The sequence below is a fragment of the Paenibacillus sp. FSL R5-0749 genome, from assembly GCF_038595085.1.
GTDB lineage: Bacteria > Bacillota > Bacilli > Paenibacillales > Paenibacillaceae > Paenibacillus.
In genome coordinates this window covers 2,936,158-2,952,551 of record NZ_CP152005.1, presented here as the reverse complement: position 1 = coordinate 2,952,551, position 16,394 = coordinate 2,936,158, and the positions used below count along the sequence as shown (strand labels likewise).

6 protein-coding genes are annotated in these 16,394 nt (G+C 46.9%); all 6 read right to left on the bottom strand.

From position 1 onward, the window contains the following. Positions 1–17: 17 nt before the first annotated feature. Positions 18–2,384 (bottom strand): beta-galactosidase, encoded by a 2,367-nt coding sequence (locus tag MKY85_RS13225; protein ID WP_342572826.1) that lies wholly within the window; start codon positions 2,382–2,384, stop codon positions 18–20. Between the two features lie 52 nt (positions 2,385–2,436). Next, the gene (locus MKY85_RS13220; RefSeq protein ID WP_342572825.1) at positions 2,437–5,775 is read right to left on the bottom strand and encodes a DUF5107 domain-containing protein; all 3,339 of its coding nucleotides are present in this window, start codon (positions 5,773–5,775) and stop codon (positions 2,437–2,439) included. 173 nt (positions 5,776–5,948) lie between these two features. Next, on the bottom strand, positions 5,949–6,659 hold the full coding sequence (gene treR / locus MKY85_RS13215; protein WP_339260842.1) for a trehalose operon repressor: 711 nt from the start codon (positions 6,657–6,659) through the stop codon (positions 5,949–5,951). A gap of 102 nt (positions 6,660–6,761) precedes the next feature. Next, positions 6,762–14,264: a fibronectin type III domain-containing protein gene (locus MKY85_RS13210; RefSeq protein WP_342572823.1), complete on the bottom strand. Its 7,503-nt coding sequence runs from the start codon at positions 14,262–14,264 to the stop codon at positions 6,762–6,764. Between the two features lie 156 nt (positions 14,265–14,420). After that, positions 14,421–15,443 carry an SDR family oxidoreductase gene (locus MKY85_RS13205; RefSeq protein WP_342572821.1) on the bottom strand — a complete coding sequence of 341 codons (1,023 nt, stop codon included), beginning with the start codon at positions 15,441–15,443 and terminating at the stop codon, positions 14,421–14,423. A gap of 96 nt (positions 15,444–15,539) precedes the next feature. Further along, entirely contained in the window at positions 15,540–15,965 is a 426-nt protein-coding gene (locus tag MKY85_RS13200; RefSeq protein ID WP_339260839.1) for a cupredoxin domain-containing protein, read from the bottom strand. Positions 15,966–16,394: the final 429 nt, after the last annotated feature.

Here is a 16,394-nt window from a genome sequence, read left to right as displayed (position 1 = left end):
CCTCTGTATTATAAATGTCAGTTAACTATTGTACTCTTTGATTTTGAAAAAGTGTCTTCCCTACCTGCTATAATCAACCCAACCCGGTAATGTGGTCTTACCCGAATCTCATTAAACTTCCCGATCTCAACACCCTCAAACCGCTCTACATAAGCCTGATTCACATAACTCTCAGTCGTTCCTCTTCGAATTGGAGTTATGGACAGACGAAGCGCATGATCGGCCAGCAAATGACGGGATTGCTTCAAACCAAGCATCCAGCTATGCCCATAGTGAATATGATCTGTTAACATCTGATGATGAATATGTGCTGCTGCAACGTCTCCTTCATAATCAATCTCAACCCATACGTCATCTACTTGTTCCGGCCACGCTGTATCCAATCTCAATGTTGCAGCATACTCCTTCGGGTAATCAACCTCTACAGTAGGCTCGTAAGGCGAAACCTGGAATGTGTAGGTACTGAATATTCCCCGCTTTGACTGGGATGACACAGCATATTTAGAAGGTAAAACATGCTCTGGAGCCGGATAGAAGGATACCTCAAACTCTGGATGCTCCAGGGAGTTGCATATGAGCATCTCATTCTGCACATACAGATGACTGCTGCTAATCACAAGTCTCTCTTCTCCGCCCACATGGAAACGGTAGGTATGCAATGCCTCTTCACGGGTCAATGTAATGATACGTATGACCATACCGTCTGATGTTGTGATTTGCAGATGATGATCCTTGCCAGCCATCGGGTGAATAACAATTTCATTCCCCTGCTCAGATATGGTACCTTCAGGCATATCCACGTTCGTAACAGACGATATATCCATCACATACTCCGGCTTCATGCCTTCATGAGCATAAAAAACAGCCGTAAGTTCATTATTGACCGTAAATCGGGTCAGTGGCTGAACGGTAGCACTAATGATCTTCATTCCATCCAGATTCATATGGAAAGGCAGAATGGCTGCCATGCCCGATTTCAGCTGCATCGTGCCTTCTCTTGGATAAAACGCAGCCCCTTTGCCAGTATGCAGCTGCAATTGTATATCTCGATCAGGCAAAACCATATGATCCTGATAATTGTTCATGAACAGAAATCCTGAACCTTCTTGTTGACGAACAGACCAGCGCAGATCCATCGTGTTCTCTGGTGTTATCGCATGTTGATCTTCCGGTATAACACTACCCATAGGTGCAAGCAGCTCACCGTAAGCTTCCAGGAACATGGACAAGGTTCGAATGCGGTCATACGACTCACCGATACGTCCGAATTCCCCGAGCGGGGCTTGGTAATCATAAGTCATTTTCGGCAATGCCTGTTCGTTCATATATGATTTTTGCCCTACCGGATTGGTTCCACCGTGATACATATAATATCCAACCAGATTACTGCCATTTGCCAGCTTCACAATGGTCATTGCCTCAACACTATCCGCATCTACAATCGGCCGAGCGTGATAACTGACCTGCATGCCGCCAGCAAGTTCGCAATACGCCGCAGGATACTCCAGACTGGCATAATCCACTTCTTCAACAGGATTCATATGCAGATCCCGGAATAAATACTCCCGGCTTGGAGGTTGATTGGGAATCCATGGTGTGTACGCATATCCCGCGAGCATGGGTAACGTTCCTTCTTCAGGCACCGCAGCATTACCCCAGGCCGTGGCAGTATAAAACATGGGATGCATACCGACTTCTTCGGCAATACCGCGAAGCACCTTCAGATGTTCACGACCGTCCCGGCCAGAGGAAATGTATTTGTCACGTGTGTAACCCCAGGCATCCATGGGTGCCCCAGCGTGCATATACTCATTTTCCAACTGTACGGCTATTACAGGGCCACCCTCCTGATAAAAACATCCGTTGAGTTGACGGGCAATCTCACGATATAATCGCTTGGCATAATACAGATACCCTTCATCATTCGATCTCACTTCAAATGGATAACTGAATAACCACTCTGGCATGCCTCCATTACGAACTTCCCCATGACAGAATGGACCAATCCGCACGATCAGTGGCAGCTGATGTTTGCCACACAGATCCACGAAGTGCCGCAAGTTCAGGTTTCCTGACCAATTAAACTCGCCTTCCTGCTCCTCGTGAAAATTCCAGAACACATAAGAAGCAACGATGTTCACCCCGCCTGCCTTCATCTTCAGCAATTCTTCTTCCCACTGCAAGTAAGCGAATCGGGAGAAATGAAATTCACCTACCACGGGAATATGAGCTTTACCATTACGGATCATATAATAGTTGGTAAAATCATAAGTCTCCCCTCGTGGATTCTTGCCTCCACTACCCGTCATGCGACCCGCACGAATCTCTTTATCTTTTGCATCCAGTACAAAACGAATCTGGCTTCCTGCTATACTATCGTTCATGGGTTATATAACTCCTTCGGTATAGATGAGATAAGGTTGAATCGATTAGCAACTATCGATGGATGACTGCTCCTTGATGATTGGGGTTCTTCTCCAGAACCCGATCCAATTCAAGTTCGGCTTCACTTGTCCGACCAAGGCCAAGAAGCCCTAATGCCCGCATGTATTGGCAATGTTCTTCATTACGCTGATTGAGATCGTCGTCAAATACCAGGAAATCGGGCAGAGATACCGCAAAATAATCCATTCGGATGTGATCATGCATACGTCTTTCGGCATAGTCAATTAATTTGTTAAACCGCCTGTTGGCTTCCTTCACATTGCCAAGCTTCTGCCAGGCCAGACCCTGATAATAGATGGATTCCGGCGGTTGATCATTATAAAACATCGCGCTTGAAGGTTCATTAAGACCGATGGATGCTCTATTGAAACTCTCTTCTGCAGCCTGATTATTCTTCAGTAGCTGGTAGGCACAGCCAAGATAAAAGTAAACGGAATTATCTGCGGCTCCCGCTAGCTTACCTTCACCTAAGTTCTCTGGGTAAACCAAAGCCTTTTGCAGCAGCTCCAATGCCAGTTCCGGTTGTTGTTTCTCCAGATTTTGCTTCGCCAGTTCCGTCAGTGCCGTAACATACTGTCCAGTAACCTTGCCTTCTCCACCCTCCCAGGGATGAAACCGCCGTGCCTGAAGAGCATCCCATGCTTCCTGATGGCTACCCTGCATGTTCAATAAAGTTACCCACTCAATATACAGATCATCACGGTGGCGAACCAACTCCATATGCTGTTCAAGCAATTTGATTCGACGCCCGCAAGAATACCCTATCTTCTTGTGCAATTGATCCAACTCGTAGAAGATTCGGGTATCCCGTGAATCCAATCGGAATGCTTCCTCTAATGAAGCCAGTGCAAGATCGGGGCGACTCAGCTTGTTATAATAAGCCAGTCCCAGATTCCGATGTACAGTCGAAAATGCAGCATTCTCCTCACGAGAAGCTTCCCAATGGGCAATTGCTTCCTCATAGCGTTTATGATCATATAACCAATTTCCCAGGTAATAGTGAGCATGCGAATCATTCGAATCAATGGCCACCACATCCTGAAGCACCATGAATTCAAATAACGTGTTAGGAAAGCAATAATCCGTTGGAGCAGCTTTCCCCTGTTTTTGACATTCCCGGGCCTGTTCCATATCCCCCAGTTGACGATGCACGTAGGCTTGAGCATAACCAACCATAGGATACGGCTGTAAATTTTCGGATTCAACATACGATAGTACCGTCCGTGCTTCTTCCCACAACCCACAATCCGCGTAATCTGCGGCTAGGTTTAGATAATTATGAACGTCTCCCCGCATCAAACGATGAAAATGTTCACGTGCTTGCTCCGCTTGCTCTCTCTCTGAAGGTGCAGTCGCTCCGCTGTAGATCAGGGCTAATTCATGTGCGGCTCCAAACTCAACCGGGTCCAGCTCCAACGTTTCATACGCATATTGGACGGCCCGTTTATCCTGACCCAATCTGCGCAGCAGAGCCAACTTCAGATGCCGAGCCTTGTAGTTTCTAGTGTTACGGATCAGTGAACGTTCGATGTGATCCAGTGCTTCGACATCCCGATGTTGCGCCATATCGATCTGAGCAAGCATGTAATAACCCGTATCCTGGAACTGTGCGGACCATACGGCTTTATACAGTGCTGTGTAGGCTTCTTCCTGTTTCCCCTGTAGTTTCAAACTCAGACCGAGTTGGTAAAAAGCTTCACTATCATATGGATTCGTATTTTTCCACGTCAACGATTGTACAGCCTGTCTGAAATGCTTCTCTGCATCTTGTAACAGACCTCTCCGCAGCAGCAATGTGCCATACGCAATGTTTAGACGAATATCCGTTGCATCACGCTTCAAGCCTTCCAAATAATAAGGTTCTGGTTCATACGTGGCATGCCGATATTGCTCCAAATGAAGACCAGCCAGATATAGTTGTTCATTCGTACGAATCTCGGATGGTAGCGGGAGTGGTGTGGCCGGGTCTGGGACTTCCTGAATCTCAGAACGTTCAGGCTGATAGGCCACAAGTACTTTTCCTTCCGCAGTTCGAACACTTAACTTCAGTTGATGCCATTCATCTTGCCCGCTCCACGGGAATGAAGACTGATATAGTTGCGTAGGTGAGATATTGCATCTCTCATGGAGATATACCGTAGTTAGTCCAATCACTTCAATGGTCACTTGTTCAAAAACCGACGTCGCATATACCATCACGGTTACCGCTCCGTTCGTTTCGTCCATTTCCAGATTAACTGCGGCATCAATGGTTGCATTTTTGACCATGCCGATTCCTTTATAAGGCATAAAATACTGCGAAAATGATTTGGCTTCACAGGGCTGCAACCACGTAAAATCAGGCTGATTATCAGTATAGATCCCGGTCATTAATTCAATATAAGGTCCATCTTCGTCCGTTAACTGGCGATCCCAGGCTTGCCCGAACTCCCCATTCCCCCATGTCCATTGCTTCTTGCCCGGAGAAATATGATGATTGGCTACATGCAGCAAGCCTGCCTGTACCCCGTGGTCATAACCCCCTACAAAATTATAATCCGACTTATACGCCATATAGGATGTTGGAACCGGTATGTTTTTGTATCGCGAGATATCCACACCTTCGGAATAGTCCATCTTGTAATAGGTGCCCGTTGCGATGGGAAAGCGGGATACGTCCCGTTTTCCATGGTCCAGCACAGCCGTTACATCCGGTGGAAACACGGATTGCGTATCATCGTTGACGGCTACAGCCGGGTTGGCCCACCATAGAAAAGTTTGAGGAGCGCAGGTGCGATTGTATACCTCGGCATGGATTTCAAGATAGGCTTTGCCGGGATGTAATGTGAAGCCAGCGGTCATTTTGGTACCATACATGCGGTCAATCTCACCCACCCATACGGTAGCGCTTCCATCTTCATTACTCCCAAATGTATAATCGACTGGACCAAATGTGTTGGGCCGATGATGCTGTGGCCAGTTGAATTCGATTCCCCCGGAAATCCATGGCCCTGCCAGACCCACAAGTGCAGGTTTAATGACCCGGTTATAATATACAAAATCGTAGTCATTGGTCCGATCCAGCGCACGATAGATTCGTCCACCCAGTTCGGGCATCATCTCGATACGTACATATTCATTTTCGAGAATAATTAAGCGATACGACTTCATTTTGGCCTCATCTTCAATGCTGTCGATCACAGGATGCGGGTACACCTTACCCGAACTTCCCTGGTAGATTCTCTTCTCAAGAAACATCGGATTTTTGTCCGGTTTACCTGTACCATAGGTTGGAATATCCCTGGTTTCTTCCCATATGCGAACAGTTGATGTTGCTGTCACGTGATTCAATTCCCTCACTCCTCGGACTCGTATATATTATGATCATACGCTCCGACATGCAGGAAGAACATTAACATTAAGCGGTTCTTGATGGACGATCTTCGGATTCCCTCATAATCAAAGAGAGTACCTATCCACCCAATTAAGCAGTGAAAGGTACTCTCTGATTGATCTTGATTCACTTATCTGCGGCGTGCAAAATCCACAAATCTGAACTTGTCCGGTCGATGCCTCGACTCCGTATACTGAAATTGACTGGCATCCTCGAGGTACACCTGGCTCCTCACCACAACCACATTGTGGAAACCTTCAAGGTCAAGTAATTCCCTGTCTTCTGCGGTGGGTTCTTCCACTAAAATCTCTTTTTTGGCAAACGAAATGGAAAGCCCCAGCTCTTGCTCAATGTACTCATAGATGGAATCATTACAGATCTCTTTGCTGAGCCCAGGAACAAGCCGCTGGCTGATGTAATCTTTGTCCAGTATGACATGCTCTCCATCCACTTTGCGCACACGTCTGATCTCCCAGACCTGTTCATTCAGACCAAAGTTAATTTTCTTGTGCAACGCCTGATCGACCTGTTGCTCTTCAAAAACCTTCACATACGTTTGAGCGCGATGCCCCATTTTTTTGGCCAGTTCCTTGAAGCTAACCAGACCAGAGATGGGAAAATCGATCTTGCGTATGTCCAGTACAATCGAGCCCTTGCCTTGAATCTTCTGAATATAACCTTCTTCGTACAACATTTTCAGCGCTTTGCGAATGGTCTCTCGAGATGTTCGATAACTTTCCGATAGATCCAGTTCCGATTGAAGCAGTGTGCCTGCCTCAATCTCTCCGGTCCGAATACGATCTGCAATATCCTCATATATTCGGATAAATTTATTATTCATTATTCATCACCATTGTTCATTACCCTTTTTTATCATATTGGCAACCTATTATAGCATTAAAAACCAATCAAGCGGTAATGTCATTACTGGCGATGATTCCACCTAGATATGACGATCCAACGCTGACGCTTTCTCCACTTGATCTGTATGCTTCTCATTCATGACTTGAATCAGCTTGTTTAAGCGGAAGATCAGTGCTGCAGCTTCGGATCTGCTTAAGTGCTGCATGGGACGGAAGCTGCCGTCTTCATATCCGTTAATCATGTACAAACCTGCAAGCTCCTGCACTTCTTCTTTGGCCCAATCGGATACATCAATCTGATCGGTAAATGCTCTTGGGGAAGTCAGCGGTTCCGGTCTGATCTTTCGAACCACATTGGCTATGATCTTGGATGCCTGTTCACGTGTTACCAGCGCATACGGAGCGAACTTGCCGTTCCCCATACCTTGAACCATCTCATGGTGAACGGCTGCCCCAATCTCAGGAGCGAACCAATCCTCATCATTCACATCTTGAAATCCATGCTGTTCATTTACCGTTGTGTCCACACCCATCAGTCGCACGATTAATGCGGTAAACTCTGCACGCGTAATCGGACGGCGCGGTTCGAAGCGAGTTTCACTGACACCTTGAATAATATTTTGTTCCGCCAGCCAGGTAATCTGGTCCTTATTAAAGGTTTGGTTAATATCAATAAATTTGATATTCTTTTTCGCAGGCAAATCAGGTTGTTTAGCGTGTTCAGATTGTGAACTCAACTCATCGGATTGTTCCGATGTACCATTTGAACTTGGGGTTGCACCGCCACCACTCCAGGCGGATGGTGGATACGGAAAAGTCATGGCTACTGCCCGTTTGCTCTCACTTTGTTCACCTGCTGAATTCTCTGTCCATGCGACCACCTCATAATGCTGCTCAGCATTTAGTCCTGTCCATACATAACTGCGCTGTGTTCCACGATATATCTCACGATCTTTATGGGTGATCACAATTACTTCATTCATTGAATCCAGTCCCCAAGTTAGCTTAATCGTACTTGTGCCTTGCGCTACGGCTGCTACTGTCAGATCTTCGGAAGGCAACGTCTCGAATTCCGGAACTTGGAGCGCCTCTCCCTCCCCTGCTTCATTATATGGAATGATGGCAAAGTCAGTATAACGCTCTGCACTGTTTAATTCAGACACATGTATCGATGTCTCCGCGGTCGTCCCTACAAGCTCTTCATTTCGATAGACTCGATAACCCGCAGCACCAGGAATCAGTTCCCACACAATGTCTGCACCATGCATTGCACGCCCCTCTACTATAGGAGGTGAAGCAGCACTACCAGGCAAGGTCATGGCATGAAGGTAATAACCACCATCACTACTGCCCGAAGCATTCATGGTCTTGACTGTATAGCTGTAGTTCACGCCCGGTTCAAGTTCCTTGTCGTCATAGAACATTTCTTCAGCAGGAACACGAGCAACCTCTACACCGTCACGCTCAATGATGAACTGCTCGGCACCTTCAACCCGGCTCTGTTCCAATAGAAGACGAATGTGGTCCTTCGCCGAATGATACTCTACTTTGGCAGGCGCTGCTGGCTTGGTCAGGACAGAATACGCCTTCATCCCGGATGTATCTCCCTGCTCATTCTCTGTGTAGATTTCGATCAGGTACTGCTTACCTGCATCCAGTTGATCAACGATAAACTCTTTTTGCTCGCCACGGTATACTTCTGCACCATCCAGCAATACAACGAATGTTTCGTTCCGATAAGGGAAGTCCCATTCCAATTTGGCATGGTCTGTCTCCGGGTATATCTGCATTTCGAGTGAATCAACATGAGGCAAGGTGTAAAAAGGAGTCACAGTCACTGGGCTTCCTGAACCAGCCGTATTATAAGGAATAATCTGTACCTGATCATATCGGGTTGCACTCTCCAGATGAGTTAATATCACCTCGGTGATATTACCATCGTCAATCGTGGTGAACATCTGATCTCCGATCCGTATGGTATATCCCTCTGCACCTTGTACCTTTGGCCAAGAAATTAATCCCTCTTTTTCCCCAATCATACTTGCATGTAAAGGTTCAGTAATGGTCGCAGGCAACGTTCGCACGTGAACTTCGAAACCAGAATCACTCTCACCCGTTGCATTCGATGTTTTGATGGTGTACAGGTAACGCTCTCCTGGTGTCAGACCATGATCTTCAAATGAATTTTGATCTGCCGGAACCTTAGCAACTTCAACGCCATCCCGCATAATGATGAATTGCTCTGCTCCTCGTGTAGAGCTTCCAGTCAGATCCAGCACCGCAGTCTGATCTGTGATGTGTGTTATGCCTGCCGTCTGAGGGGATATAGGTTTCGTTAAAACCTGAATCTGAATAGACTCTGACCGATGACCCTCTTCATTAATCGCGATGAGTTCGAATTCATACGCTGTACCATCCAGCATACTACTGAGGTGTACAGACGGTTCAGACACGCTCTGCACATCTCCCGTTACCCGATTGCGAATCTCATATGCAGCCGCTCCCTTAACAACTTCCCAAGCCATATCCACCGAATGTGTTCCAGCGTTCACTGTGATCCCTTCTGCAACCAATGGCAAAGTTTGAGTCATTATACTGAAAGTAAATGGCGCACTGGTTCCACTCGCATTGACTGCCCGAATCACGTAAGTGTATTTCGTTCCTGGCGACAGATCCTTGTCCACGAATTGGGTTTCAGTTGAATCCATTTGAGCAATCTTTCTCCCATCCCGCTCAATGATGTATTGATCTGCCCCTTGGACACCTGTGTTGCTGAAATCCAGACCAAGGCTATTTTTGGCCACATCATATACGGCAACCTTAGCGGGTTTCTCAGGCAAAGTCAGCAGCGATACATCTGTCGCTTCAGAACGAGTCCCCTGTCTGTTGACCGCCCATAGTTGATAGTGATGCCACGTTCCATCCTGGAGCCCTGTAATCGTGGCTTCATTCTCAATTCCCCTATAGATCTCTTTGCCATCCTGCTCGATCACATATTCAGCGGCGCCTTCCACGACCGACCAGGAAACTTTTGCCCGATGTACTGCTGGGTCTGCAATTATCTCGTCAGGCGACACAGGTTTGGACAATCGGATGAGCTGCGTTGTCTCACCCGAACCCGAAGTATTCACAGCCTGAACTTCCAACGTGTATTCTGTACCTGGCAACAATTCATCAGCCGTGTAGGTCAGTTCTGTTGTTCTGCCCACTTCTATGCCATTGATTTTCACAATATAGAGATTCGCCGTATCTACAGCTTGCCATGCAAGTCCCATATTTGTTTCACCAGTCCATGTGACATTCAGTCCTTCCGGCCTGCTAGGTAGCGTAAGAATCATACTACGGGTGGATGCACCGTACCCGGCAACATTGCCCGCCTGTACTTCATAGGTATACTCACGACTGCTTGACAGATGGTGAACTGACAGTTGTGTATCTGATATCTCATGGCCCTGTCCATTGATGACCACCCGATATTTCGTTGCCCCAACTACAGGCTCCCAGCTCAAGATCGCTCCCTGTTCAGTTACTTGAACAACATGAAGTCCCGACGGGCTCTCGGGTAACGTTGTTCCTGACACCGAACTTCGCATACCTTGTCCACTTTCGTTCACTGCTTGTACATCCAGTCGATAAGATGTTCCCGAACTCAATCCCGCAAATACCCATTCCTCGTTTCCGGCAGCAACCGTTCCCGACTTCTCTCCATTCAACCATAACTCATAGTGATCGGCTCCTCGTATTGCCTCCCAATTCAGGCGAAGGCTCGCTGTGGAAGCATCTGATACCTGTAAACCGGACACCTGCCCTGGTAACGTCTTGAGCAAAGGTAATTCCGCCAAAGGCCCGGGCCCTGTCTCGTTGCCAGCAATTAACGCATAGCTGTAATTGGTTCCGCTATCCAGACCTGAATCCAAATACGCTGTCTGCTCCCCTTCGTATATGGCTGCTCCATCACGTGAAAGACCATAATACGTTGCAGAGGTCACCGTCTCCCATGTTAATGAGATATCATGCTCCCGAATTTGAACAGCCAGGAATTCACCGGGCACTGCCGGCAGTGTGAGAAATCCGGTCCTGCTGCTACCGCCTGCTCCACTCTCATTCATTGCCGTGACCGAAATGTTATGCATGGTCCCTGGGACGAGGTTACTGATATAGGGTAGGTTGGAAGGATCAGATACCGTCTGATCATACACGGTGGACCCGTCCGAAGTAGCAGCAATGATGCGGTAAGCATCTGCTCCCTTTACTGAATCAAATTGAATTTCGGCCAAATTGGGCTGGGAATCTACTTTTCGAACGTGCAACGTTCCGGGAGCTGCCGGGATCGTTAATACTTGAGCGCTTACTGCATCACTTACTCCGGTATGGTTTCTTACTCTAACTTCGTATTCATAGACCTGACCACCGCTTAGGGACTGATCGATTATACTGTGGTTGGGATAATCCAGTGTCCACGACTGTCCTGTTGTTTTATTTGTTATCTCATACTGATATCCATCGGTGTATCTTTCCCCCGTTGGCAAATCCACTGTAAGTTCTGCTGATGTCTCCGCGATCTGTGTCATTCTCACATGTTTCGGCTGCTCGGGCTTGCGTTGAACATGGTAAGGTGATGATGTTGTCTCATATGTATTGCCTGCTGAGTCCATGGTTTTGGCATGGATGTACCATATGCCTTCCGATTCGATGGATATTTTATGCTCGTCAGAGCGAGCTTCAAGCCAATGATCCGGTAATTCTGCACTGTTTGTAATTTGATAGAATCGTTCCAGTTCCTGAATACCTGAGTGGGCATCTGCATACTGAATGGTAGTGGATATGTCCAAGTCCGTCCAGACATGTCCGTTCGGTGCAAAAGTAATCGTTGGAGCCATCTGATCCACATAGGCGATTCGACTGACTTCCTTGCTCACATTGCCAACGGCATCCCTTGCTCTGGCGCGAATGGTGGTAATCCCGTTCATACTTACTGTACCCGTATTTCCTGCCATATACGGACCATCATTCATGCTGTACTCATAGGATATCGCTCGTTCATCCACACTACCATCGATCGAGAATTGCACATGTTCTTTACTCCATCCAGCAGAACTTAAACGAATTACCGGCTCGGTTGGAGCTGTCGTGTCGATTCGAACCGTTGCCTGAGCATACGTGCTTATATTGCCTACATGATCAAGTGAGCGTGCATATACGATCGTTTCTTCCTCATCGGTAACCGTCACTTCGCCCGTGTAATCGATCCAGGGACCTTCTTCGCTCAGTCGATATTGGCTTTTGGCAAGCCCACTGCCTGAATCTTCACCACTGGTTATTGCAAAAGTTACATCCTGATTCGTCCAATCCTCTTCACTTAACGTTATCGTCGGTTGCTCAGGCCCAGTCTTGTCGATTCTGGCTGTTGCCGAAGTGGAAGCACTGACATTGGCAGCCCGATCGACACTTCGTGCATAAATCTCGGTTATCCCTTCTTCACTGAGTGTAAAAGGAGTCCTGTAGTCGATCCATTCCCCCTCGCTTCCCAGCTTGTACTGTGTCAGACCAATACCGCTTGCTGCGTCCGTACCCTCCGTTAATGTCACAATTACGGACGCTTTTGTCCATTCGGGTGGATTCAACGAGATGACAGGTGGCGTTGGTGCCGTCCGATCTACCTTGGCAGTCACAGTCGTTTCCTGTCCTGTATTACCAAATGCATCCATACTGCGCGCCATAACTGTTGTGCTACCTTCACTGCTTACGGCAAACGGAGCACTGTATTCACGCCATTCTCCTGCCAGACCGACTTTAACTTCAGTCTTTTGGGTTCCGCTCAAGGCATCTTTTCCCTCTTCAACTGTGACGAGAACATCTTCCTTGGTCCATAAGGATGGCGTGAGTGTAACAGAAGGAGCAGTTGGGCCCATCGTATCTTTCATCATCTCTCCAGCGGATATAAATGGGGTCTGTATCCCTTCTCCATTCATTGCCGCAACAAATACTTCGTATTTTCCATCCGCGAGTCCAGTCAGGGCAAACGCTGTACGAGTGGAAGTTGTTGTTCCCGTTGCGAGAACTTGCCCACCTGGACTGCGTATTTCAGTTTTGTACTGAGTGCCGTCAGGGTTGCTATTATTACTCCAGCTCGCTGTAACAGAGTTACCTGATTGTGTCACAGCCGCAGCAACGGGTGGATTGGCCAGTGTATACTTGGAAGCTGGACTGGAGTAACCCGTATAGGAACCGCTTGAATTTTTGGCTCGGACGGCAAAAGAATAACTGGTATTCGGAGTGAGCCCTGTCACCTGCCGACTGTTTGTTGTACCTGTATCCACAATCTGATTCGTCGTCATATTTTTCAGTTCATACGTAACGGATGCATCATTCGCCTTCTTATCCCAGTTCACCGTCAAGTTATTGGAATTAACCAATGTATATGTCGGCGTTCCTGGCACTACAAAACTTCTTACCGTAAAGTTAACGGTCCCTGCTGAGGACACCCCACCCTTGTCATCCATAACCCATACTTGTAATGTGTGTGTGCCATCTGGCAGGGTATCAGGCAATGTGTAATTGGTGTTAAAAGACTGATTAGAACCCGTTGCGGTCATCTGGGTCAGCATATTCTCGGCCCCGCCATCAATGGACCATTTCACAGTCAACAGGTCACCTATATCCGTATCTCTCGTTGTACCGGAGATCTGAAGTTGCTCGCCTTTGTAATAGGTTTGACCTGAAGAAGGTGCTGTTAAGGTAAACGAAGGTGGGGCATTTTTGGGGCCGATCCCCACAATGGTTGAAAATTTGCGTGAAGCCTGATTCGCTGTAGCCTTGGCGTCCCACCAAAATTGTGCGGCTGTATCACTCGCCGTTACGGTCTGGCCTGGAGTGAACGCTGAAGGTGAAGACCCTCCCGTGAGCTGTGCGCTATCTGGGCTGCTGTACTGGCCCATATATATGCGATCTGCATTTACAACATTATACGTATTGGCATAAAAAGCCGTGACCTGAACACCCCCGCTGTAATTACGCCATCCATTCTCAATAACTTCAAATGGAGAAGCATCATTGCCATTCACCATCGTATCCCAATAAAATGTTCCACCCAAATTCAGTGCCGTTCCACTTCGATTAATAGCTTCAAGTTCAACCTTCATGTATCCACCTTGTGAGGTGGCATTAACGATAGATACACGCAAAATGTATTCCACATTGTCCTTTTGCCGCGACATTTCAATCACATTATTGTTAATGCGGTAATAATTCAGTGGCAATGATTTGAAGTTCACGGGAGATCCGTTGTGGTCGATAATGGTGGACACATTCCCGGTATCACCACCGTAAAATACATTTGTGTTTGGCAGTAATACAATTCTGTATTTTCCGTCACTGTTCATCTCCACTTTCACCTTGGAGGACTGAACCGCCTTCATGCTGGACGTATCGGATACAATCCCGATCGTTTCAACCGTTTCAGCCATTACCGTGGCTGCTCCCCATTCAAGCAACAGGGCTTGAGGTGATAATAAAGCAAATGCCAGCACCACCTTGGTTAGCTGTTCCGCTTGTTTCTTCACACGTTTTCCTGATTTCTTCAACGTCTACTCTCCTTTTTGGCACACAAAAAAAGGGAGGCACCCCAACAAAGGAACGATGTCCTAAGTTGGGGTGCCTCCCCTAACAAGTGTCATTTTTTCTTGATTATAACGATTCAACTCATGAATGTAAACAGTTGATCATGAACACCTTATTTCTCATTTCTCATCTCTGATTTTCAATAACGCTTCATCCAACCCAGCAACGACCTTGTCACACCAGCCATCAAATTCCGGATCTTCGGTCTGTAATTCAGGATGGGCCAGAATGTATTCAATCGTACTTCGTATGCCTTGGTCCGCTCTTGTCGTTGCTACAAATTCCGGAACAAGCCGTTTCAGCTTACTGTTGTCAAACACAACGGTATTGGCTTTGTCTCCCAGCAAACCGCCGCGAAGATCCTGGTCACTGCATGCTGCCAAGAATTCGGATGGTACATGTACCGCGTGAAGCTTAACTCCCAAGACGCCGGCAATAATCTCATGAATCTGATTCCAGGTGACGGATTCGTCCGAGGTGATATGTACCGATTCACCAATTGCATGGATATTTCCCATAAGCCCGATAAACCCTTTGGCAAAATCGGTGTTGTGCGTAATGGTCCATAGTGAGGTACCATCTCCATGGATGATAACAGGTTTGCCTTCACGTATGCGCTTGAGAACCTGCCAGCTGCCTTGAGCACCATGAACACCAAGAGGTACAGATTTGTCGCCATACGTATGGCTTGGACGCACAATAGTCACAGGGAATCCATGCTCGCGGTATTGTTTCATCAGATAGTCTTCACAGGCAATCTTGTTGCGAGAATACTCCCAGTACGGATTCGATAAAGGTGTCCCTTCCGTGATCCGGTAATCAGCCAAAGGCGTCTGATACGCAGATGCTGAGCTTATAAAAATAAACTGCTTTGTTTTATCCTTAAATAAACGGTAATCTCTCTCCAATTGAGATGGTACAAAGGCAATAAAGTCTGCCACAACATCAAATTCCAGATCAGCGATCAGTTCTGCTACACGTGTCTCGTCATTAATGTCCGCTTGAAGTACGTTGATTTCCTTAGGTAAGTCATGGTTATGATTGCCTCGATTAATCAAATACAGTTCACAGCCTTGCTGTGCAAGCATCTCCGTAATGGCCGAGCTGATGGTGCCTGTCCCTCCAATAAATAGCGCTTTCATTCTCGCACCTCCTGATCAATTTTACCCACTTTCCCATGATATCACGCACCAAAAAAAGGAGCAAAGCTCGGTGACCCGAAACCATGCTCCTTCTGCTTAGACGACCTTAATCGTTGCGTATATCATGTACATACCACAGTGAATTTCGTATTCGCCCTTTGGCAGATCTTTGTCGACCGTATAATAATTGGGCCCCTTTTGCATATACAGATCCATGCCAAGCTGTTGTGATCCGACTGATTTCACATGTGTCACCGACCGAGTCAGAATAAAGTTTATTTTGGTCGGTACACCAGCTTTCACCTCAATAACGTCTGGTCCAAAACCATCGTTGCTCACGTCCACATCAATGACTTCATATCCCTTCAAATCCTCCGGTGTCTCGGCTTGTGCAGTGACAGCACTTCCTGATCCTGGGGATACGTCTTTGCCCATAAAATAAACCAAAAATGATCCAAGCAGTACAACAACAGTCAGACCCAGCGTGATCCAAGGCCAGGTTTTTCCAAACCAGCTTTTCATATAAACACTCCTCATTCGATGGTTCCATCAATAATCAATCCACAGACGGATGTATTTTATAAGCATACCTGATTCGCATGACATTGAAAATGACCCCTCTGGGCTATTGTGGTTGAGCCATATAAATTGAACTAAAGAACATTTACACTGCACACTCCGATGACAGCACAACCTTCCGATCGCTGTTATTCCCAGATTTTTTGATTCCTTTTATAAAGGGGAAGTCCGGGGATAGCTTATGCTTCCGATGCATCTTTCTTTCAGAAAGCTTTTAGGCGAACGCTCCGCTTCTTCAGGTCCTTTCTGTCCTCTCCGTTTCGTGTAAATGTTTAGTTCAATTTATATAGAATATTTAAATAAAAAAGCCTGATTTCTCAGGCTTATCTACGGTTATTCCCGTTCATGCTCCGCAATATCCCTTTTCGTCTG

Coding starts and splice junctions, on each gene's coding strand:
- MKY85_RS13225 (WP_342572826.1), bottom strand. CDS start 2,384: ATGAACGATAGTATAGCAGGAAGCCAGATTCGTTTTGTACTGGATGCA.
- treR (WP_339260842.1), bottom strand. CDS start 6,659: ATGAATAATAAATTTATCCGAATATATGAGGATATTGCAGATCGTATT.
- MKY85_RS13205 (WP_342572821.1), bottom strand. CDS start 15,443: ATGAAAGCGCTATTTATTGGAGGGACAGGCACCATCAGCTCGGCCATT.
- MKY85_RS13200 (WP_339260839.1), bottom strand. CDS start 15,965: ATGAAAAGCTGGTTTGGAAAAACCTGGCCTTGGATCACGCTGGGTCTG.